Below are 22,646 nucleotides of genomic sequence, written 5' to 3'. Positions count from 1 at the left end.
GGGTAGGAAGAATATTTTACAAAACCTTATCTTTGTAACAATATATATAGGAAAATACGAAAAAATGCCTTTTTTAGATAAATATAGATCAATCATTAGAGATGCTATAAATAAACATAAATTAACAAATCCTCCCCATCAACTTTATGACCCCATCAATTATATTTTATCAATAGGAGGAAAACAACTACGTCCTATATTTTTATTAATGTCATGTGATCTGTTTAAAGGAAATATTGAAAGAGCTGTAAAACCCGCTTTGGGAATAGAGTATTTTCACAATTTCTCTTTGATGCATGACGATATTATGGATAAAGCCACTTTACGTAGAGGCAAAGAAACCGTTCATGTTAAGTATGATGAAAATGTAGCAATTCTATCGGGGGATGCGTTGATGGTTAAGTCTTTTCAAATGTTAGAGGACTTAGAACCTCAATTATTTAAAAAATGTTTTCATTTGTTTTCCCAAACTGCTTTAGAAGTTTGTGAAGGACAGCAGTATGATATGAATTTTGAAAAACAATCGAATGTGTCATATGAAGAATACATACACATGATTACCGGGAAAACGGCTGTATTGTGTGCTTGTGCTTTTCAAATGGGCGCATTATTAGCAGAAGCAGATGAAGAGGACTCAAAAAATATGTATGAATTTGGCAAATCATTGGGAATTGCTTTTCAATTAATGGATGATTATTTGGATTTATTTGGAAATCAAGAATCCGTAGGAAAAAAACATGCAGGAGATATTGTTGAAAATAAGAAAACGATCTTATACATCTTAGCTCGACAAAAAGCAAATGATGAACAGAGACAAAAATTAAATCGTTGGTATACAATTACAGGAGAAAATATAGACAAAGTAAACGAAGTTTTAGCTATTTTTAATGATTTGAATGTTGGAGATTCTTGTTTAGAATTAATTAAAACCTATTCAGATCAAGCAAGAAACTATTTAGATAAAGTTACAGCAGATGCTACCAAAAAACAGTCTTTTTATAAACTGATCGATTATTTATTAGTTAGGGAAAGTTAATAAAGATGATATTTAGAACAGAATTACCATATAATCCTAATTCAATTAAACTTGATTACAAAAGTAAAATATTTACTATAGGTTCCTGTTTCGCTACCGAAATTTCCAATAAATTATCTCAGTATAAGTTTTCAGTATTTCATAATCCTTTTGGTGTTATATTTCATCCTTTAGCTGTTGAAAATGCAATCATGAGAATTTATTCCCAGGAAGAATATCAATCATCAGAACTTTTCAAATATGAAGAATTATATTTAAGTTGGGATCATCATTCTTCTTTTAATGATATATCTAAAGATAGGGTGTTATCTCATATCAATCAGAATATAAATTTAGCTAATAAGTTTCTACAAGAGACCGATATGGTTATAATTACTTTAGGAACTTCATTTGTATACAAATTAAATCAATTTGATATAATAGTAGCTAATTGTCATAAAATTCCGAATACACATTTTTCTAAATTATTATTGGCAGAACATCAAATAAAAACTTCTTTGAAAAACATCATTGAAATGTTGACGGATATGGGAAAGAAAAACATGAAAATTTTTTTTACATTAAGTCCGGTAAGACATAGTAAAGATGGTTTGGTTGAAAATAATATAAGTAAATCCAAGCTTTTATGTGCCATCCATTCGGTGGTCGAATCGTACGATAATTGTGAATATTTCCCATCGTATGAATTTATGATGGATGATTTACGGGATTATCGTTTTTATAAAGAAGATTTAATTCATCCAAATGATGTAGCCATAAAATATATATGGGAGAAATTTAAAAACGCTCATATTTCACCTGATGAATTTTCAACCATGCAAATGGTGAAAAAAGTAAACGCTTCTTTACAACACAAAATTCAAAATACCCATACGATAGCCTATAAAAAATTTTTATATAGTATTGTAAAAAATATTCAGAATTTAGAGCCACTTTTACCACCGGGTGCTTTTAAAGAAGAATATCAGGAATTAAGAAAAAAAATGAATGATTCTTATTAAGATAAGTTAAAAAATACTCAAATTAAACAATGCTATTAATAGATAGTCATACTCATTTATATTCCGAACAATTTGATCACGATAGAGAAGAAGTGATTCAAAGAGCCCTGGATCATGGAGTACAACGTTTTTACTTACCTTCCATAAATTCATCTTATTACCCTAAGATGGAAGAACTTAAAAATAAATATCCTGAAAACATGTTTTTAATGATGGGGCTTCATCCTTGCGATGTAAAATTAGATTCATACGAAAAGGAATTAGCCTTTATTGAAAATAAACTTTCCGAGGAAAAATTTGCAGCCGTTGGAGAAATAGGATTGGATTTATTTTGGGATACTTCAACTTTGGAAATTCAAAAGTATGCTTTTATAAAACAAATTCAATTAGCTAAACAATATAAACTTCCGATCGTTATTCATGTTAGAGAAGCTTTTAATGAAGTATTGGAAATAGTAAGAAAAGAAAAAGATACGAATTTGTATGGCATAATTCATTGTTTTACGGGTAACTTAGAACAGGCAAAAGAGTTCATAGATTTAGGCTTTTATTTGGGAATCGGAGGAGTTGTTACTTTTAAAAATGGAAAAATTGATCAATTTTTAAAAGAAATTCCTATTGAAAAGATTGTTTTGGAAACTGATTCTCCATATTTGGCACCTTCTCCTTTTCGTGGCAAAAGAAATGAATCATCCTATTTAAAAATTATTGCCGATAAACTTTCAGATATCTATGAGATGTTGCCTGAAAAAATAGGGGCTGTAACTTCTGAAAATGCCGGAAAAATTTTTAAATTATAATAATAAATAAAACTACAGCTAATACTGCTCTGGTTACTAAAAGATAAATAACATTCTTCGGAAATGAAATATAGTTCTTATGCAAAGAAATAAGCTCTTTGATTCGTTAAAATTCGGATTAATTTTCTTAATGGTTTATGGACATACCTTGCAATTTAATAGCGGGCATATAAGGGATACAATCTTTGGTTTTATTTATACCTTTCATATGCCATTATTTATTTTTATTTCCGGTTATTTTTCAAAAAATATTACCTGGGAAAAATATAAGAAATCTTTTATATCATTAATAATTACTTTTACCATATTCCAATTTATTTATTCACTTCCTCTAATTTTTACAGGATTTAAAAATTGGATAATTTTTTTTATTAAACCCAAAGGATGGTATATCATCGGATTATTAGTATGGCGTTTTTTATTTTTAATCGCAAAAGATAAGGTTTCAAATGTTTCTTTTTTATCAATCTCTTTTTTATTCCCTTTGGTCATAGGATTTTTAGATTCCGAAATTTTCATGTTCAGAATACTTACCTTTTTCCCTTATTTTTTACTCGGTGCCTTTTGTAAGGAAGTCAGTATTGTAAGGATAAGGAATATCAATAAATTATATACAATAATTTTTTTGGTTATAGTATTTATTAGTATTTACTTCATTGTAAATAAAGAATTTTTGATTTCTTTATTCGGGGAAGATCCTTACATAAAAAATTATAATACCCGATATGAAGGGTTCTTATATAGGATTTTAGCGTATGTTTTAGCAATAACGGTTTCAATTGGAATCATAAATGTAATACCGGATACCCTGGGTAAATATGGTTCTAAAACTTTGGAAATTTACTTGATGCATCACATTATTTTAAATTTCTTTTTTGTTGGTTTATTTCCTCTATTGAATTTTAACCCAAACTTACTCTTAAATTTAGGTGTTACAGCTCTAATTGTCATTACTTGTTTATATCTAGCAACATTTAAAATTGTTAAATTCATAATGTCCCCATTAGATTATTTAAAAAAAATCATAGTACATAGATAACTAAATTAAAAAATCAATCCTAAGGGTATGGTATGCCATAGTTTTTAGTTGTTGTTGATTTAATTAAACCAATAAAGTCGATTTTTTATTTAAAAGTTAACAAATAAAAAAAATCCGGTAGTACTACCGGATTTTCATATTTTTAATATAATCGTATTAAATTTTAAGCTTGAGCTTCAGTACTAGGTTGTATTGAAACATAAGAACGATTATTTTGTTTTTTTCTAAAAACTACTACACCATCTGTAAGAGCAAACAAAGTATGGTCTTTTCCCATTCCAACATTATCACCTGGGTGATGAGTTGTTCCTCTTTGTCTCACTAAGATGTTACCTGCTTTGGCGTCTTGACCACCGAAAATCTTTACTCCTAATCTTTTGGAATGTGATTCTCTACCGTTTTTGGAGCTACCAACTCCTTTCTTGTGTGCCATGCTTTAATTACTTTATTAAATTAATCTTCTGCTTTTACTTCTTTAACTTCCGCTTCTTTTTCTTTTTTAGGAGCTGCTTTTTTTGCTGCCTTTTTAGGAGCTTCTGCACCACCTATGGAAACAATTTGAATTTGAGTAAATTGTTGTCTGTGACCATTTTTTACTTTGTAACCTTTTCTTCTTTTCTTTTTGAAAACAATTACTTTGTCTCCTTTTACTTGATCTAAAACTTTAGCGACTACTGTCACTCCATTAATAACCGGGGCGCCAACTGTTACAGAACCGTTATCGATAAGCAATACTTTGTCAAAAGTAACTTCATCGTCAATATTTGCTTTTAAACGGTTTACGAACAATTTTTGGTCTTGCTCAACTTTGTATTGAAGCCCTGCTATCTCTACAATTGCATACATAAAATTTTCGTTTTTTTTGAACTGCAAATATAATGATTTTTTTCAGAACAAAAATGTAAATTGTATAAATATAAAAAAGAGATAAATGTATAATACAAAAAATACAATGTTTACCTTTGTATTATACAAAATTTATACGCGTATTTTACATGACAAAAAAAGCTCTAAGAATAGTCTACATGGGAACTCCGGAGTTTGCTGTAGCTCCTTTAGAAGAAATAATAAAATCCGGATATGAAGTAGTTGGAGTAGTAACTACTCCTGATAAACCGGCAGGAAGAGGACAAAAAATGGCTGAATCAGCCGTTAAAAAATATGCAGTAAGTCAAAATTTGACCTTGTTCCAACCCGCAAAAATGAAAGATCCCGAATTTATAAATCAGCTTCAACAATTAAATCCGGATGTAATCGTTATTGTAGCTTTTCGTTTATTGCCTAAAGAAGTTTGGTCTATTCCAAAATTAGGAACTTTTAATTTACATGCATCCTTATTGCCTCAGTACAGAGGAGCTTCACCTATTAACTTTGCTATTATCAACGGGGATAAAGAATCGGGGGTTACCACATTTTTTATTGATGATAAAATTGATACCGGTGAAATTTTGTTGCAAGCTAAGACAGAAATTGAGGATTCCGATGACGCCGGAATTTTACATGATAAACTAAAAAATTTAGGAAAACAATTAGTAGTAAAAACTCTTGAAGGCCTTTCAGAAGGAACATTAAAACCTCAAAAACAAATTTTAAAAGAGGGGGTTGAATATAAATATGCTCCTAAATTATTTAAAGAAGATTGTCAAATACATTGGGATGCACCTTTAGAAAATATACACAATTTAATAAGAGGTTTAAGTCCTTATCCTGCTGCTTTTACCCATTTGTCGATAAATGGAGAGTCTAAAATATTAAAAATTTATAAGGGGCATTATAAAATTGAAAAACATATTCTAGATATTGGAACTGTATGTATTGAAGGCAAAAAAACATTTAAAATTGCAGCCGCCGATGGATTCTATTTTTTAACTGAAGTTCAATTAGAAGGAAAGAAAAGAATGGGAATTTCAGATTTTATAAACGGATTAACAATAAAACATAATTTAAAAGCTAACTAAAATAATATATGGACTATAGTAAGTTAAAACTGGTAGTTACAGATATGGATGGAACACTGCTTCATTCAGATTATACACTCAATCAAGAGTTCTTTACAATATATGAAAAACTGAAAAAGTTGGATATAAAATTTGTCGTAGCAAGTGGAAGACAATATGAAAGTCTCTTAGGGGTTTTTGAAAAAATTAAGAACGAAATATATTTTATTGCTGAAAATGGAGGAAATGTAGTACACAGAGGAAAGCAGTTATTTATCCATGAATTGGATCAAAATGTTATCCATGAAGTAGCCCAATTGATACGTCCCTTACCCGATACTCAAATGCTTTTATGCGGTATAAAAAGTGCATATATTGAAGAAGGATTTTCGGAATTTGAAAAACAAATAGCTCCCTATTATCCTAAAAGGAAAATTATTCCGAGCTTTCAGGAGCCTATTGATGATCAGATTGTTAAAATGGCGATATACAACAGTGTAGGTTCGGAAGAAAATATTTTACCTTATGTGAAACACCTTAGTGAAAATTACCAAGTAGTTGTATCAGGTAAATTATGGCTGGATATTTCTGTTAAAAATGCCGATAAAGGATTTGCTTTAAAAGAAGTTCAAGAAATATTAAACATATCTAAAGCAGAAACTATGGCTTTTGGAGATTTTTTAAACGATATAGGAATGATGCAGGAAAGCCATTTTAGTTACGCAATGAAAAATGCACATCCTAAATTACAGGAAATTTCCAAATTTAAAACAGATTCCAATGATGAAGATGGGGTTTTAAATATTTTAAAGGAGGTAATAGCACAAAGAGAAAGATAGTACATGTAAGCCTAAGTCTCTAAATGATCAGAATATTTTAAAATAGGATCATTATTTATGAATAACTCTGAAAAGAAATTTATGAATAAGAAAACAGTTAAATATACCGGCTGAATTCAATGGTTGTTTTATTAATAACTCTGTAAATTATCAATTTTAAATAATACATATTAATTTTTTAAATAATAAAAAAATGAAAAGAAAAATACTTACCTTATTACTGGTTATTTCTCTTATAGCGAAAGCAAATGTGGTAGCCGGTACTCATTTTACTCTCTTATCCAAAGAGATTGAAAAAGAACCAACATTAGAATCCGTTTTAAATCATTATTATGTTGCTGTGGCCGGTAGTAAAGAAAAATTACAACAAATAACCACTTTGATTTCTGAGGGCAAAATAACATTTGCTCAGTTGCCGGAACCTGCTGATTTAGAAATTAAATACAAAGCACCTAATAAATTTGTATCTAAAATATCAATCATGGGCCAGACCATTATTAAAGGTTTTGACGGGAAAAAATTATTTTCAAATTTACCCGCAACCGGTGAAAAAGATGAATTAAATGAAATGAAAGTTAAGAAAGGGATTTTTTCAGAATTGTATATTACCAAAGATAATGCGGTGTTAGACGGTAAGAAAAATTTAGACGGTAGAGAAGTTTATAAAATCACGGTTACAGAAGGACCCATTAAAACTATTCTTTATTTCGATGTAGAAACGGGATTTAAAGTAAAAGAAGAAACTATAAAAGAAAATGAAGTTGTATCAAAAGAATATTCAGATTACAAAGATTTTGAAGGATATAAGTTCTCCACCAAAATAAAAACCAAAGTACCCGGTCAAACAGCGGTTCAAACGATAACCAGCTATAAAATAAATCCTAAACTAGACGATTCCCAATTTAAACTATAAATATAAAAGAAGAAAAGGCCTTTTTAAGGCCTTTTTTATTATATTGTATCAATTCAATCATTGGATTGGTGTTTGTATTGGGAAGGCATTACAATTTCATTACCATCGCGTTCTGCATAAAAATGAGGCGATAAAATTTCAATTCCTTCTTCATGAAAACGATCCATAATATTTTTATGAAGATTTGAATAAACTTTAGGCATAGCCAAATCCCGATCCGTATAGGCGTTAATCTGATAACAGCAATAGAAATCTTCCAATTCTTTCACCAATACAAATGGAGCAGGATTTTTTAACACTCCTTCTGCATTAGTAGCCGCTTCAATAAGTAAATCTTCTACTTGTTTGCGGGGAATATCATAACCCACCGTAATATCTGAATATATTATAATCCCGTAATTTCTTGCCGAAGCGCTATAATTAACTGTTTGAGAAGAAAGAATAAAAGAATTAGGAATAGTAATCAATTCATTTTTTGAAGTTCTAACTCTCGTTACAAAAGGTGTTTTTTCTACGACATTACCAATCGTATCATTCAGCTTAATCTGATCTCCGATTTTAAATGCACGCATATAAGTAATAACCAATCCGGACATTAAGTTTCCTATTACGGTAGTAGATCCTAATGATATAATAAGACCGATAAATACGGAAATCCCTTGAAAGGCGGGAGAATTAGAATTAGGAAGTAGTGGCCAAATCATAATAAACATAAAAGAATAAAGTAAAAATCGAAGTATATTGAACGTTGAATGCGCCCAATCCGGATAGAAACCTTTGATTTTAATTCTTTCTTCAGCTATTTCTCCTGAAAAATACTTTAATATTTTTATTATGTATTTGAAAATTAAGTATATAAAAATTATCTTAACTAAATTGGGAATATAATGAATAATGGTATTTCCCATGTCTTTAGCAAGATTTCCCATAAAAGTAAACATGTGATATACATATTTTTCTGTTTCAGGGAAAATTGAAAATATGATAAATATAGATATAATTAATTGGACAATGATAAATGAATATTTGGTAACTTTTGTTATAGAAACCAATAAAACTTCCTGTCGATCATTGGTAAGAAATTTATTCGCTTTGAATTTCTCATTAATTATTTTTTTTAGGCGACTCTTAATTTTTATAAATAATTTTTGGGTAAAATATATGGCAATTATTTGAGCAATAATGACTAAAAATAAAATTAAAAATGACTTAATTTTTTGTTGAAGACCATATTTGGAGTGTAATTCAGATATTTTTTTGGAAATAATTGCTGTATATTTTTTTGCAAGATCTTGACGAGTGGTATTTTGCCATAAACCATCTTGATCCGATAAAGTAATTATAACCTTGTCTCCGGACATAATATCTGTAACGTATTCGGTTTCATACATGTATATAGAATCGGGCTTAAGCTTTAGTTTTTTTCCTTCCGCTATTATCACTTCCTTTACCTTACTTGCCCGGTCTGCGGGCATTACGCCGCCTCTCCGAGCATATAAATTAAATAAAGTGTCATTATCGATTACAACAGGATACCCTTTGGTGATCGCCCGTAATGAGTCAATTTGTTTTTTTTGTAATGCTTTTTTTAGGGAATCGGTTTTTCCCATATTTTTCTTTTCATTCAGAAGGGCAATTTGGCTTAATTTTAATTCCTGAACTTGCATTTTAAGTTCTTGAATCTTAAGCGAATCTTTTTTTTCTTTGGATAATAGGGAATCTTCGTGTATGTTATTCTTTTCATTAATATGTTGAGCATATATACCTATCGCTGTGTATAAATATAGGATAACAAAATATATTTTTCGGTTAGTTTTTCTCATGAGGTGGTTTTTATTGGCTTGGTGTACGTAATTAATTTTTAAATGATTTATGATAAATTTAAAGAAATTGATCAACTAAAGATTACTATTCAAGAACTATAATTTTAATACAATATAATAGTTTTTTTCAAATTTGTTATATAATATAAATAGTAATTAATGGAATAAATATTTTATTTTAAAGCAAATAAACTAATAATATTTCAAAATAAAAAATAAATATTTAAGACAGATTATGATATATTTAACTGAATAAGATACAGTTATAATAAAAAAGAATTATAAGTAGGAGAGGTGGATAAGATTAGCTTAAATTTTCATTCAATAACTCTGCTAAATCTTTAACATAGATTTGAGAGTTATTATTTTTTGATTGAAGACCGTCTGTAAGCATTGTATTGCAAAAAGGACATCCCGTTGCTATTATATCGGGATTAAGTAGTAAAGCCTCTTCTGTTCGCTCAACATTGATATCTTTGATACCGGGTTCCGGTTCTTTAAACATTTGTGCTCCACCCGCACCGCAACATAAACCGTTTTGTTTACATCTTTTCATCTCTAACAAATTAACTTCCAATTGGGCCAACAATTCACGAGGAGCTTCATACACATCATTAGCTCTTCCCAAATAACAGGGATCATGGAAAGTTATCTTTTTTCCTTTATAAATTCCTCCCTTAACTTTTATTCTTCCTTCATTTAAAAGAGAAAGTAAAAACTGTGTATGATGTAAAACTTCATATGTGCCTCCTAATTGAGGATATTCATTTTTTAGAGTATTAAAACAATGAGGACAAGCGGTAACAATTTTTTTTATTTCATATGAATTCAAAACTTCAATATTCATCAAGGCCTGCATTTGAAATAGAAATTCATTTCCGGCTCTTTTGGCCGGATCTCCGGTACAACCTTCTTCCTGCCCTAAAATAGCAAATTCAATATTGGCCTTTTGAAGTAAAGAAGCAAATGATTTTGTTATTTTTTTGGCTCGATCATCAAAACTTCCGGCACATCCCACCCAAAAAAGTATTTCAGGGGATTTTCCTTCTGCCTTAAATTCTGCCATAGTTTTAATAGGTCGTTCCATATTTTACGTTTATTTACAAAAATAAATTAAAATTATTCTTTAGTCCAATTGGCTCTATCATTTTGACTGAATTGCCAAGGGGCATTATTATTTTCAATATTGCTCATCATAGAATTTAATTCGCTAGGAGCAGCAGTTTTCTCCATTACTAAATATCTGCGCAAATCAATTAGTATGGAAAGAGGGTTTATCAATAACGGACAAGCCTCCACACAAGCATTACAAGTTGTACAAGCCCAAATCTCTTCAGGAGTAATATAGTTACCTAAAAGTTGTTTGCCGTCATCTAAAAAATTCCCGTTTTTGTCAATATTTCTACCGATTTCCTCGATACGATCACGAACATCCATCATGATTTTTCTTGGAGATAATTTTTTTCCGGTTAAGTTTGCCGGACAACTTGATGTACATCTTCCACACTCAGTGCAGGTATATGCATTCAATAATTGGATCCAAGATAAATCAGTAGCGTCACTGACTCCGAATTTTTCAGGTACTGATTCTTCCGTTGATGCTTGATAAGGATCAGCATTGGGATCTAATAATAATTTTACTTCTTTAGTTACAGAGTCCAAATCATTAAGTTGACCTTGTTTTTGAAGGTTAGCAAAATAAGTATTTGGAAAAGCAAATAGGATATGTAAGTGTTTGGAAAAATATAAGTAATTTAAAAAAAAGAGAACCCCGAGGTAATGAAACCACCAGGCTGATTTTTGCATTATATACAAACTTTCAACTGAAAAAGTCGAAAATACGTTATTAAAAATGCAATTGCTTACTGGAAAAAATCCGCATGAATATAAAATACCTTTTTTTTGAAGAGTAAAATCGGCAGCATTCATAATGAGCAAAGAAAGCATCATTAAGAACTCAATAATCAAAATTAGATTTCCGTCCATATGCGGCCAACCCAGCAAATCTTTAGAATTAAGCCTTGGAACTTTGATTATATTTCTCCGTATAAAAAATAGGGTTACCGCAATTAAAACAGAAAATGATAGAATATCTACCGTTCCAGTTGTCAAATTATAAAGAGGAGAGGGGAGAATTTTTCCGAAATACCGATGGGTTCCCCATATACCATCAACAAATATTTCAATTAATTCTATATTTATGATGACAAATCCTATATATACAACAAGATGTAAAATTCCGGCAACCGGACGGGCTAACATTTTCCCTTGCCCAACGGCAATACGTAAAACTAATTTCCATCTTTTGGAGGGATTATCCGAACGGTTTTCTGCTTTACCTAATAATATATTTCTTTTTATTTTAAGGATATTACGAACAAACAATCCAATTCCTGCGAATGCAAGAAGTAAGAATATGATGCTCTGTATGTAATCCATAAATAGTGTATTAGTGGATATTCAACCCTTATAACATACTATATTATTTGGCTGTTCCTTCTTGTTTACTCTTTTTTCCGCCACCTCCGAAAATTGAAAAGTGAACATATCTTTTTGGATTGGTTTTTAAATCATCCAATAAAACACTTAAATTTTTCGAAGCTTGAGTTAAGTTAGTATATAAACCGGGATCATTCATTAGTTTGCCCATTGAGCCTTCTCCCGAATTTATTTTACCGGATATTTCGTTAAGATTATTTAACGTTGATTCTAATTTTTTAACGGCAACATCTAAATCTGCTTTATTGATCTTATCAGCCATCATTCCATATTTTTCAACCGTAGTATTGGTTGTTACCATCATTTTATTGGCATTATCTATAGCTAAATTAATTTTTGAAGAATTATTAGCCAGTAATTGGTTCGCTCCTTTACCTAACTTATTGAATTCTGCAATAGCTTGATTTAAATTTGCTAAGGAAGATTCTATATTTTGTCGATTTTTTTCATTAAGAAGTTTATTAGTTGAAGCTAGAGTAGAATCCAGTCTTAATAAAACTTTATTGGCATTATCACTAATTGGTTTTATCTTTTCTTCGGCTAAATCCATTAGGCCCGGCAATAAACTTCCTTTCAAAGTATCTCCTGTTTTTGCTATTTCTGCTTGATCTTCAGCTAAAACCAAATTAATTTCTGCACCATTCATAAAACTGGTAACTATTTGAGCTACAGAATTTTTAGAAAATTTATAATCTTTATCAACATTTATTGCTACAATAAAGCTTATATTTTTAGTTTTGGTTGGTACAGGAATGATAGATTCCACCATTCCGACTTTTAAGCCGTTTATATTTACATTTTTAGATTTAGATAAGCCTTCTACTTTATTATATTTTACATAATAGGTGTTTTGATTTGTAAAAACGTTTTGCGCTTTTAAAAATTTAAACAACCACCAAAAGGCTAATAAAGTTACAATTACTATTATACCCGCTGTAAATTCCTTTCTTGCTTTCACTTTTAAATTTTGAATAACTTTTCGACAAATATAAACAATTAATAAAAATTCTATTCTTTTTTTTAAGTTGAAGATGCATAAATCAGATATAAATAGAAGTTTTGAAACCTTTTTAGCCTAAGCGTTACTAAATTAGTAATTTTTTAATAGATTGAATACTAATGGTATAAATCATGTAAGAGTAAAAATAGTTTAAAAAATGAAAAAAAAGTTTGCAGATAAGAAAAATCAATTCTATATTTGCAAACCAATTTACAAGAAAGACGTTAATTGAAGCGCGAAAATAGCTCAGCTGGTAGAGCACGACCTTGCCAAGGTCGGGGTCGCGGGTTCGAGTCCCGTTTTTCGCTCAGGTTTGATAATTAAAATACTAAAAATACTAATGCCCCGGTGGTGGAATTGGTAGACACGCAGGACTTAAAATCCTGTGGCCATTAGGCTGTACGGGTTCAAGTCCCGTCTGGGGTACTCAAAGACCGTTAATCATTTTGAAATTCAAAAGATTAGCGGTTTTTTTATTTGGGAATTATCTCTCACACAATCATTTTAAATATTTATCCTCCTTTTAATATAGTCATGAATAATAATCTAAATTTTTCTTCATTATTTTGTGATTTATTGATTATTAGACAAATATAGCATTGAAAATAACGGATTTGAGTAATGAGCCGATTATATTAAGATACTTAACCATATGATAATTAATAAACTCCTTTAATTTATCAAAAGTTAAAAGGGTAGGAGTTTTTAAATATTTTCTCTTTTTCAGGGTTTTAAAAGTATTCTCAATGCCTATACATTTTAAAAGAAGTTCAATTTCCCAACTAATCTTTTGTAAACTGGAATATATTTATCGATATATAATACATAGCCATTTTTGTCATCACAAATAAAAACTTCTCCATATTTCATTGACATTTTAAATTGATAATCCATTGGAGCTATTAATCTTTCATGCCTCTTATGATCTTTTTTATCGTGAAGTTAATTGAATTTGGAATAAGTACATTAAAGAAAGCACAATGTAATATTTCAAGAGCTATGTCTTTTTCTTGTTTTGTTGCTTTTATCATTCTATTAAAACAGCAATAAAATTAATTTTTAATGAAAACAAATAATTAATTATAAACATAATAGCTAATCTAAGATAAAAAATAAAAATGAATCAAACATTAATTTTAGTTTTTATAAATTTTATGAATATATAATTTCATAAAAATATAAGAAATACTAAGCTCAATATCTCATATTTTAATTTGTTTAGGTATATAAAACAATGATTTTCAATAAAATGATGGATAAAATAATGGGTTTGTTTTTAAAATATTAATTTTTAACATAATTTTTATTTAATATAAATAATGTCAATTTTATACTTATTGATAATTATTATTTTTTCATCTTATTTTTTAAGAGATAAAATATAATACAAGATATATATTGTGAATAATTCATCTATTTTGAAATTATTATTTTAATTATTAAATTACGGTAACAGCCAAAGGTTAAATTTCTTACATTTGATGTAATAAATTCGTAATCAGGGTTTATTAACACTAAAATTTTGTAATAATTTATTTAATCAAAAAGAGTAAATAAATTTCAAATGCCAAAAAAATACTTTTTTTGGCATTTGTTTTTTAATAATTATTATAGTTAATTTTAAAATTAACGTAGCTATTTCAATAAATTTTAACTATCCATTTTAAGTCATATTATATATTTTATATATCTTTCTCTTTATAGATAAAAATAGTTCAAAAAATATTTTAAATTTAATATGAGTAATAAATATCACGGGGAGAGCGATAATTCTTCCCGAGATTTAAAATATAATAAAAAAATATCAAAAAAAATATAGGTTAAACAATAAAATTATAAATTTTATAATAATTGATATATTTATATATCCCTAAAATCTATATTCTTATATTATATATAACTAAAGATTTTAAATTTTAAAATAGTAATGAATAAAAAAACGATTATAATAGAAAGTTCAAAAAAAGTTCAAAATAGGAAGTCTTAATTTTGGGATAATAGATTTAAGATTTAAATCGAAATACTGCTAAAATAAAAATATGTGTATTTATAAATTAAAAAAATGTTTACTTTATGTAGTTTTGGTAACGAAAATCATGAATTGTTTATGAGGAAAATATTCATTTTTTGTGTATTTGCGATTGTTTTATTTTCATGCAACAAGTCAATAGAAAACATGGTTGCTTCTAAAAACGAATACGCCACTAATTTTTCAATTCAAAATGAAAATAATCAACTAATTATAACATCAGCGGGCCGTAGTTTAGTTTTTCCGCAGCATTACAAAAGTAAACGATGTGTAATTACTACTACTTCCGCCTCGGCGTATATTGATGCATTGGGAGAGATTAACTCCATTGTAGGTGTTTGTTCACCCCATTATTTCTATAATCCAAAAATCAAAGAAAAAATTAAAAACAAAACCATCGAAGATATAGGAAATGACGGAACGTTAAATTTTGAAAAAATCTTAGCTTTAAAACCGGATTTAATTATATCCGGACATAACCCCAATTATGAAAAAATTTTAAATCAACTGTCTAAGCAGGGTATTAAAATTCTTTATGTAGAAGAATTTATGGAATTACATCCATTAGGAAAAACAGAATATTTGAAATTATTCGGAACAGTTTTTAAACAGCTCCCAAAGGCCGACAGCATCTTTTCTATAGTAAAAGAAAACTATTTAAATTTAAAAGAAAAATCGGCTCATATTAGTATGAAACCCACCGTTTTTACCGGAATTATGTATGGAGATTCCTGGTATATGGCAGGAGGAAAAAGCTTTCTAGCTACTCTTTTCAGAGATGCAGGAGCTCATTATTTATGGCAGGATAATACAAATTCAGGATCGGTTCCCATGACTTTTGAAGAAGTCCTAAGTAAAGCTAAAAATGCCGATTTATGGATAGGAACCAGTAATTTTAAATCCAAAAGAGATTTGTTAAATTCCAATACAAACTATGCATGGTTTAAAGCGTATCAATCAGGAAATGTATATGCATTAAATAATAAAGAAAACCAATCATTCGCTAATGACTACTACGAGTACGGAAGCATTTATGCGGATAAAGTATTATCGGATCTTATTAAAATCATACATCCCGAACTAGTTCCTGAATACCAATTAACGTATTTACGGAAATTAGAATAAATTAAAGTAACACACCGCTTAAAATTAGAGAAGCAATAGTAAAATAAATAATTAATCCGGTTACGTCCACCATCGTTGCCACAAAAGGAGCAGAGGAGGTAGCAGGGTCCAATTTAAATAAACGCAAAATAAAAGGAATCATAGAACCGGAAAGGGTTCCCCACAATACGATTCCGATAAGTGAAGTAGCAACCGTAATTCCGATGAGCAACCAATGAGAACCATAATCGTAAAAATTAAGATTTTGCCATATAAGTATTCTGATGAAACCAATTACTCCTAAAGTGATCCCTAATAATAGACCCGAAAAAATTTCTTTTTTCATAACGTACCACCAGTCTTTCAATTTGATTTCATGCAAAGCCATAGCCCGTATAATCAGGGTAGCCGCTTGAGATCCGGAATTTCCCCCACTGGATATAATTAGAGGCACAAAAAGGGCTAAAACCACGGCCTTTTCAATTTCCTCTTCAAAATGGACCATAGCACTGGCGGTAAGCATTTCTCCAAGAAAAAGTATGATTAACCATCCGGCCCGTTTTCTAAATAAAGTTAAGAGTGGAGTATCACGATAAGGAATATCCAAAGCTTCCACACCACCAAATTTTTGTATATCTTCCGTATCACGTTCCTTAACAATATCCAAGATATCATCCACGGTAACTATACCAACCAATACCCCGGTTTCGGAAATAACTGGAAGGGTGCTTCGGTCATAATCTTCAAAAACGCGAATGGCATCCTCCTGGTTCATCATGCTTTTTAAAGCAATGAAATTGTCATCTCCTAATTCTTCCAATTTACTGTCATCATCGGCAAGTAATAACTTTCCTATTTTGATGTCATCCAGTAACTTGTCATTCTCATCGACAATGTAAATGAAATTTAGAGTTTCTGCTTTCCTTCCATATTTTTTAATATGTTGTAAGGTATGTTTTACTGTCCAGTATTTTTTAGCTTGTATATAATTGGGCGTCATTAAACGTCCTACGCTGTCTTCCGGATATCCTAAAAGCTGTAAAGCAATTTTTCTCTCGTTTTCGTCTAATAAATTTATGGTGTTTTTAATAAGATCGTCCGGCAGATCCACAAAAAATTCTGTACGGTCATCCGGAGCCATTTCGTTTAACAAATCGGCAATGTCTTTTTTACCTAAACCATGCAACAATTCTTGTTGAATTTTAGGATCTAAATACGTAAAAACATCCGTTTTTTGATTACGAGGAAGCAGAAAAAAGTTTAAAATCCGATCTTTTTCGGAAAGCTCTTCAAGTTGTTCTGCGATGTCATTTGGGTGAAGATCTTCAATAGGAGTGCCTTCAAAGATATTTTTTTCCATAGACTTTTTTTTTAGGTTATGTTATTGAAGAGTACTGCAAATATAATTCTAAATTATATATAAAGAAGCATATTTTTTAGTATTGTGTATATTATTTATTCATCAAAGCCTAAGGTTTCGTCAGAATTTAATTCTAAAGCTTGTATATTTTGAATTGCATTTCCTGCTATTCCTTTAATGGAGCCGTACATGGAAATTGTATTTTCTATTACCTTTTCGATTTGCTTTTCCCGTTTGGACCATATATTCATCATTGCCCTTTTTTCTTTACTAAGCTCATCTTGCATTTGAGTAAATCCTTCTACAATACCTTCTATTCGTAAACGGAATTCATTTCCGGTAAGAAAATCATAGAGCATTTCCATCTTATCGCCTTTATTTTCTTGGGATTTGATAATGGTACTGAATTGAATGATGGAATGTCTTAAAACGGCACTCAACCCCTTAAATTCATTATAGGTACAAATCCAAATGCCCTCTTTCATTCCCATTCGGTCCATGTCTGAAGGCATTACTTCAGTAATAAGAACCCCGGTATTTGCTTTTTTCTCACGGATATCATTTTTGAATTTTTCAATCCATGAGTTTTGGAAATCTTTAGTTCTTTTACTTTCATAATAAATTGAACCGCAATTTTGGATTTCACGGGTATTTACAATTTGAAGGCAGTCGGCACCACGGACCCCTTTTTTTATTTCGTTAATAGTATCTAAAGGAAAATTTTGAGCTAACCATTCTTCTATAGCTAATTCCTGAACTTCTCCCTGCAATTGCATGGATCCTTGTTCTTGTTTTCGCTTCATTTCTTCGGTGAGCCTTTTCTGATCTTCCAGTTGTTTAAGTAATTCCTTAAACTTTAACTCATTTTTTTCATTTTCTTGTTTGCGAATTTTTTCTCTTTCTCGTAAAAGTTCATCGTTTAATTTTTTTTGAGCTTCTGCTTCAAAAACGGCTTTCAACTCTTCTTTTTCTCTACTTAATTTGAAAATTTCCGCTTGCATCTTATTTAACTCTTGAAGCTTTTCAGATTTTTCGGCTAATTCTTTTTCATAAAGAAAAATGCGTTCTTGATTCTCTTCCTCAATTTTCTTTTTCAAATAACTTTCAATTTCAAGAGTCTTTTCTTTGGTTATTTTAGAGAGTCTTTCCTGAAAAATTTCATTCTCTTTCTTCTTCTTGGCCTCAAATTCTTCTTTTTGCCGCTCCAATAAATTGTTTTTTTCTTGAAGTTCTTTCTGAGATGAAAGAAATTTTTCTTGGTATTCTTTCTTTATGGATTCCTCTAATTGATGTTTAAGAATATCATTTACATCGATTACATTTCCACAATTCGGGCATTTTATCTGAGTTTGAGAATTCATAGTACACATTTACTATTTAACAACGCAAAGGTACAAAATATGTAAATAAATGTAAATGAGTTATTAGGAGGCTGTCTTAGATTTTACAACTGAAACCGGCTTCATGTTACTTCATTGCAAGAAGTATAAAATAAAAATTGTACTAAGTACTAATTTTATGTAATTATTTTACCAGCTCCACTTTTAAATCCGTTTTTTGAGGAGCAGCCAAATACTCGGAAGCATCAAATACCATAGAAAGACTTTTTTTGTCTTGAGAAATTACGGCCGAAGAGTTGTTTACTTTCTTTATTTCTTTCGGAAACGTATAAATGGTTTTAAAAGTACCACCGGTAAATAAGGGGAGAATGCTTTGAGCCACAGAATCATTTTTTAAACTTTCGGATTTCACGGACTTTTTACTAAATACGTTGCCCTTCCAATGAAAAGTTGAGTTGGTGAGAAATTCCATGTTTTTAGAAGGATTGTTTTTTGAATTATCAATAGAATTTAAAGCGGCGAGAGCAGAATTTAAAGACGCACTATTGGTAAAATCCCCGTAAATCAATACATAAAATTCCCCTTTCTTTTCATCTTGGTGCACTTTGATAAATAGAGGCTTAAGTGCTTCTAACTTTTTTTGATTCTCGAGAGATAATTTTGATATGCTATCCTTTTTTTGAGTAAGTAAGTTGTTGAATGAAATTAGAGTGTCTTTATAAATACCTTTATTCAGACTATCAGGCATAATTTTCATAAATTCACCGGCATCGATCAAATAAGAATACGTAAGATTGCCTTCAGGATTGAACGTAATTTCCTCGCGTATGGAACAACTTATTAGTAAAACAATTGAATAACATAGAATTAAGATTTTTGAGATAGACTTCATATATTAATGATTATAATTATTTTTTACTTTACAAGTTCCTTTCCATTTTTCAACCAGCTGTTAAGTCCTCCGTCTAAATTATAAATGATTTGAAACCCATGATCTTTTAAAACATTAGCCGCATAAAAACTTCTTATTCCGGATTTACAATAAACGGCTACCGGACTGTTTTTATCTAATTCTTGAATTTGGTTTTCAAAGCTGGGATCATCTACGCTCATATTAACAGCATCATATATATGGCCACTTTTGTATTCAACCAGTGTTCGTACATCAACAATCTGCGTTTGGCGTATTCCTATTTCCCATGAAAAGGTGGATACCGGAACTGTTTGAATTAAAGGATTTTCTCTATTAATTGTGTGGTAGGCAGAAGAAACGGTATCCTTAGAAGTAACTATGCTGTCTTTTTTTAAAGAAGAAAGAGACTCATCTAATTTAACAGGATTTACGGATGCCGGAGGTTTGCTATATCTGGGTAAATCGGAAGTAAGAATTCCTACTTCGGGTGGGGTAGTATAGGTATTCACTGATTCCCTGTGATGAGTTTTACACGAAAGTAAAATCAAAGAGAACAGAACTATAAAAAATAATTTATTCATAGATTTGAAGCGTTTAAAAACTCAAAAATAACTATTTTTACAAGTATATGAAAAGATTTATTCCGGCAATAGTCAGCGGATTGCTTCTTGCTCTGTCTTGGCCTGCATATGGCTTTCCCTTTTTGCTGTTTATTGCTTTTGTTCCCCTTTTATTGGTTGAACATGATATTACTGTAAAAAAAGAAAAATTCTCCGATTGGAAGGTTTTTGGATTTTCCTATTTAGCCTTTTTCCTTTGGAACTGGGGAGCAACCCAATGGCTGCATTTCGCCCAAAATCCGGACGGGTCCCATTCTTGGATGGCATTTTTGTTTCCTCTATTCGTAAACAGCTTGTTAATGGCTTTCGTTTTTACTTTTTTTCATTTTGTAAAAAGAAAAACAGGTACTCGCTTCGGGATTATTTTCTTTCCAACCCTTTGGATCTGTTTTGAAAAATTTCATTTAACTTGGGAAATGTCTTGGCCCTGGCTGAATTTAGGAAATGCCTTTGCCAATTATCCTGAAACCATTCAATGGTATGAAGTAACCGGCACTTTGGGCGGAACTTTATGGGTATTAACAGCAAACCTGATATTCTTTTATTACCTACGAGCTTATCAAGTTACGCATAATAAAACCTATATATGGAAATCTCTATGCTATAACCTGGCCATTATAGGGATTCCCCTGGCTATTTCCCTCCTTAGATATCAATCGTATCATGAAAAAGCTTTTGAAAAAATAGAAGTGGTTTTAGCTCAACCGGCACTTGACCCATATGCCGATAAGTATCGTTTGGACGGGACTGTAATTCTTCAAGAATTATTACAAACAGTAGATAAAGAAATAACCCCTGCCACACAATTTGTAGTTGCTCCTGAAACCGCTTTTCCGGGAAATGGATTCGTAATGGTAAACAATCTTGAAAACGATATCTACATAACTCAAATAAAGCAATGGCTGAAAAATTATCCTCAATTAAGTTTGGTGTCGGGAGGATCGTTAGCTGAACATTTTACCCAACAACAAACTCCTACAGCCCGTTATCTCAAACAGTATAACCAATGGATTGATCTTTATAATTCTGCCGTACAGGTAAATTTGAATGATCCGGTTGAATATTATAATAAGTCAAAATTAGTGGTAGGAGTAGAACATTTCCCTTATGCATCCGTATTAAAGCCTATACTTGGAGAATATATGATGAATTTTGGCGGATCTATGGAAAGTTTAGGAGTACAAGACCATCCGACTATATTCACAAATTCGAAGAATCGATTAAAAGCCGCTCCCATAATATGCTATGAAAGCATATATGGGGAATATGTCGGAGAATTTGTGAAAAAAGGAGCTAACGCATTATTTATAATGACCAATGACTCTTGGTGGAGCGATTCGCAAGGACATAAGCAGTTGTTGGCTTATGCGCGATTACGAGCCATTGAAACCAGAAGAGATATAGGGCGCTCAGCCAATAGTGGAATTTCAGCATTTATAAACCAACGGGGAGATATCGTGGAAAAATTAGATTATGGAAAACGGGGGGCTTTAAAGGGGGATATTAATTTAAATACTTCACTTACAACTTATGTAAAATACGGCGATGTAATTGCCAGATTGGCATTGCTGCTGGCGGGAATATTATTGGCTTATGCGATATCCAAAACCGTTTTAAATAAAATAAATAAGAATTCCCTAAAAAGGAAACACAATATCAAAAAATAAAAAGTAAAAAAGTTGGTAGAGTCAAAAATAATTTGTTAATTTGCAACCCGATTCAAGGAAAAAGAATATTATTTAGATTTAAGATAATGGCTAGAATTTGTCAAATAACAGGAAAGCGTGCAATGGTAGGAAATAATGTGTCGCACGCCAATAACAAAACAAAAAGACGTTTTGAAATAAATTTGATGGAGAAAAAATTCTATTTACCATCAGAAGATGCTTGGGTATTTTTAAAAGTATCTGCACATGGTTTAAGAATTATAGATAAAATAGGAATTGAAGAAGCTGTAGCAAGAGCTCGTAAACAAGGTCTTATCAATTACTAAAAATTAAAATTAAAATGGCAAAGAAAGGTAATAGAGTACAAGTAATTTTAGAATGTACTGAGCATAAAGAGAGTGGAATGCCGGGAGTGTCTCGTTATATAACAACTAAGAACAAAAAGAATACTCCGGAACGAATTGAATTGAAAAAATTCAATCCGGTGTTAAAAAAATATACTATACACAAAGAAATTAAATAATAAATTTTAGTCATGGCAAAGAAGGTTGTAGCAACATTACGTACAGAATCTAAAAAAATGACCAAAGTGATCAAAATGGTTAAGTCTCCTAAATCCGGAGCTTACGTTTTTGAAGAAAAAGTTGTGAATGCGGATAACGTAGACACATTTTTAAAACAGAAATAGTTTTCATAACATAGGTTTTTAAGGTTTTAAAAAAATCA

At 30.5% G+C, this 22,646-nt stretch carries 22 protein-coding genes and 2 tRNA genes; 14 read left to right on the top strand and 10 right to left on the bottom strand.

Annotated features, from left to right (window positions below; all coding sequences use genetic code 11):
- Positions 1 to 64: 64 nt before the first annotated feature.
- From G8C41_RS07555 to G8C41_RS07540, 4 genes are all read left to right on the top strand, one after another.
- Positions 65 to 1,036: a polyprenyl synthetase family protein gene (locus tag G8C41_RS07555; RefSeq protein ID WP_166007051.1), complete on the top strand. Its 972-nt coding sequence runs from the start codon at positions 65 to 67 to the stop codon at positions 1,034 to 1,036.
- Positions 1,037 to 1,041: 5 nt separating this feature from the next.
- The gene (locus G8C41_RS07550; protein ID WP_160568479.1) at positions 1,042 to 2,037 is read left to right on the top strand and encodes a GSCFA domain-containing protein; all 996 of its coding nucleotides are present in this window, start codon (positions 1,042 to 1,044) and stop codon (positions 2,035 to 2,037) included.
- Between the two features lie 29 nt (positions 2,038 to 2,066).
- On the top strand, positions 2,067 to 2,837 hold the full coding sequence (locus tag G8C41_RS07545) for a TatD family hydrolase (RefSeq protein WP_166007049.1): 771 nt from the start codon (positions 2,067 to 2,069) through the stop codon (positions 2,835 to 2,837).
- A 79-nt stretch (positions 2,838 to 2,916) separates the two neighbouring features.
- Entirely contained in the window at positions 2,917 to 3,876 is a 960-nt protein-coding gene (locus G8C41_RS07540) for an acyltransferase family protein (protein ID WP_166007047.1), read from the top strand.
- 163 nt (positions 3,877 to 4,039) lie between these two features.
- Here G8C41_RS07540 and rpmA read toward each other — a convergent pair whose 3' ends face one another.
- Both rpmA and rplU read right to left on the bottom strand, forming a co-directional pair.
- Positions 4,040 to 4,309: a 50S ribosomal protein L27 gene (rpmA, locus tag G8C41_RS07535; protein ID WP_160542760.1), complete on the bottom strand. Its 270-nt coding sequence runs from the start codon at positions 4,307 to 4,309 to the stop codon at positions 4,040 to 4,042.
- 20 nt (positions 4,310 to 4,329) lie between these two features.
- Positions 4,330 to 4,722, bottom strand: coding sequence for a 50S ribosomal protein L21 (rplU, locus tag G8C41_RS07530; protein WP_166007045.1), 393 nt, complete (start codon positions 4,720 to 4,722; stop codon positions 4,330 to 4,332).
- A gap of 149 nt (positions 4,723 to 4,871) precedes the next feature.
- Here rplU and fmt point away from each other — a divergent pair, with 149 nt between their 5' ends.
- The 3 genes from fmt (at position 4,872) to G8C41_RS07515 (ending at position 7,565) form a co-directional block, all read left to right on the top strand.
- The gene (gene fmt / locus G8C41_RS07525) at positions 4,872 to 5,834 is read left to right on the top strand and encodes a methionyl-tRNA formyltransferase (protein ID WP_166007043.1); all 963 of its coding nucleotides are present in this window, start codon (positions 4,872 to 4,874) and stop codon (positions 5,832 to 5,834) included.
- Between the two features lie 8 nt (positions 5,835 to 5,842).
- Positions 5,843 to 6,652, top strand: coding sequence for an HAD family hydrolase (locus tag G8C41_RS07520; RefSeq protein ID WP_166007041.1), 810 nt, complete (start codon positions 5,843 to 5,845; stop codon positions 6,650 to 6,652).
- 193 nt (positions 6,653 to 6,845) lie between these two features.
- A complete protein-coding gene (locus tag G8C41_RS07515; RefSeq protein ID WP_166007039.1) occupies positions 6,846 to 7,565 on the top strand; it encodes a hypothetical protein in 720 nt (239 codons plus the stop codon).
- Positions 7,566 to 7,618: 53 nt separating this feature from the next.
- Here the strand turns inward: G8C41_RS07515 and G8C41_RS07510 are convergent, their stop codons facing one another.
- The 4 genes from G8C41_RS07510 to G8C41_RS07495 form a co-directional block, all read right to left on the bottom strand.
- Positions 7,619 to 9,388: a mechanosensitive ion channel family protein gene (locus tag G8C41_RS07510; RefSeq protein WP_166007037.1), complete on the bottom strand. Its 1,770-nt coding sequence runs from the start codon at positions 9,386 to 9,388 to the stop codon at positions 7,619 to 7,621.
- 304 nt (positions 9,389 to 9,692) lie between these two features.
- Complete coding sequence (locus G8C41_RS07505; protein WP_166007035.1) at positions 9,693 to 10,475, bottom strand: (Fe-S)-binding protein; 783 nt, start codon at positions 10,473 to 10,475, stop codon at positions 9,693 to 9,695.
- Between the two features lie 32 nt (positions 10,476 to 10,507).
- The gene (locus tag G8C41_RS07500; protein WP_166007033.1) at positions 10,508 to 11,827 is read right to left on the bottom strand and encodes a (Fe-S)-binding protein; all 1,320 of its coding nucleotides are present in this window, start codon (positions 11,825 to 11,827) and stop codon (positions 10,508 to 10,510) included.
- A 43-nt stretch (positions 11,828 to 11,870) separates the two neighbouring features.
- Positions 11,871 to 12,845 (bottom strand): MlaD family protein, encoded by a 975-nt coding sequence (locus G8C41_RS07495; RefSeq protein WP_166007031.1) that lies wholly within the window; start codon positions 12,843 to 12,845, stop codon positions 11,871 to 11,873.
- Positions 12,846 to 13,122: 277 nt separating this feature from the next.
- Here G8C41_RS07495 and G8C41_RS07490 point away from each other — a divergent pair.
- The 3 genes from G8C41_RS07490 (at position 13,123) to G8C41_RS07480 (ending at position 16,041) form a co-directional block, all read left to right on the top strand.
- Positions 13,123 to 13,195: transfer RNA gene (locus G8C41_RS07490), tRNA-Gly, on the top strand.
- Positions 13,196 to 13,229: 34 nt separating this feature from the next.
- Positions 13,230 to 13,313, top strand: a tRNA-Leu gene (locus G8C41_RS07485).
- Positions 13,314 to 14,949: 1,636 nt separating this feature from the next.
- On the top strand, positions 14,950 to 16,041 hold the full coding sequence (locus G8C41_RS07480; protein ID WP_166007029.1) for an ABC transporter substrate-binding protein: 1,092 nt from the start codon (positions 14,950 to 14,952) through the stop codon (positions 16,039 to 16,041).
- Position 16,042: 1 nt separating this feature from the next.
- On the opposite strand, the gene mgtE is transcribed toward G8C41_RS07480, so the two are convergent.
- From mgtE to G8C41_RS07460, 4 genes are all read right to left on the bottom strand, one after another.
- A complete protein-coding gene (gene mgtE, locus G8C41_RS07475) occupies positions 16,043 to 17,380 on the bottom strand; it encodes a magnesium transporter (RefSeq protein ID WP_166007027.1) in 1,338 nt (445 codons plus the stop codon).
- Positions 17,381 to 17,475: 95 nt separating this feature from the next.
- Positions 17,476 to 18,741 carry a DUF2130 domain-containing protein gene (locus G8C41_RS07470; RefSeq protein ID WP_105297289.1) on the bottom strand — a complete coding sequence of 422 codons (1,266 nt, stop codon included), beginning with the start codon at positions 18,739 to 18,741 and terminating at the stop codon, positions 17,476 to 17,478.
- Between the two features lie 163 nt (positions 18,742 to 18,904).
- Positions 18,905 to 19,612, bottom strand: a complete 708-nt coding sequence (locus G8C41_RS07465) for a hypothetical protein (protein ID WP_166007025.1) — start codon at positions 19,610 to 19,612, stop codon at positions 18,905 to 18,907.
- Between the two features lie 23 nt (positions 19,613 to 19,635).
- Positions 19,636 to 20,214: a rhodanese-like domain-containing protein gene (locus tag G8C41_RS07460; protein WP_166007023.1), complete on the bottom strand. Its 579-nt coding sequence runs from the start codon at positions 20,212 to 20,214 to the stop codon at positions 19,636 to 19,638.
- Between the two features lie 47 nt (positions 20,215 to 20,261).
- Here G8C41_RS07460 and lnt point away from each other — a divergent pair, with 47 nt between their 5' ends.
- The 4 genes from lnt (at position 20,262) to G8C41_RS07440 (ending at position 22,608) form a co-directional block, all read left to right on the top strand.
- Complete coding sequence (gene lnt / locus G8C41_RS07455; protein ID WP_166007021.1) at positions 20,262 to 21,920, top strand: apolipoprotein N-acyltransferase; 1,659 nt, start codon at positions 20,262 to 20,264, stop codon at positions 21,918 to 21,920.
- An 86-nt stretch (positions 21,921 to 22,006) separates the two neighbouring features.
- Positions 22,007 to 22,246 (top strand): 50S ribosomal protein L28, encoded by a 240-nt coding sequence (gene rpmB, locus G8C41_RS07450; protein WP_055425116.1) that lies wholly within the window; start codon positions 22,007 to 22,009, stop codon positions 22,244 to 22,246.
- A gap of 14 nt (positions 22,247 to 22,260) precedes the next feature.
- Positions 22,261 to 22,443, top strand: coding sequence for a 50S ribosomal protein L33 (gene rpmG / locus G8C41_RS07445; protein WP_055425117.1), 183 nt, complete (start codon positions 22,261 to 22,263; stop codon positions 22,441 to 22,443).
- A 12-nt stretch (positions 22,444 to 22,455) separates the two neighbouring features.
- On the top strand, positions 22,456 to 22,608 hold the full coding sequence (locus tag G8C41_RS07440; RefSeq protein WP_105297293.1) for a DUF4295 domain-containing protein: 153 nt from the start codon (positions 22,456 to 22,458) through the stop codon (positions 22,606 to 22,608).
- Positions 22,609 to 22,646: the final 38 nt, after the last annotated feature.

The organism is Apibacter sp. B3706 (assembly GCF_011082725.1).
Classification (GTDB): Bacteria; Bacteroidota; Bacteroidia; order Flavobacteriales; family Weeksellaceae; genus Apibacter.
Note: the sequence above shows the minus strand (reverse complement) of the source record. Positions and strands in the feature narration are given on the sequence as shown.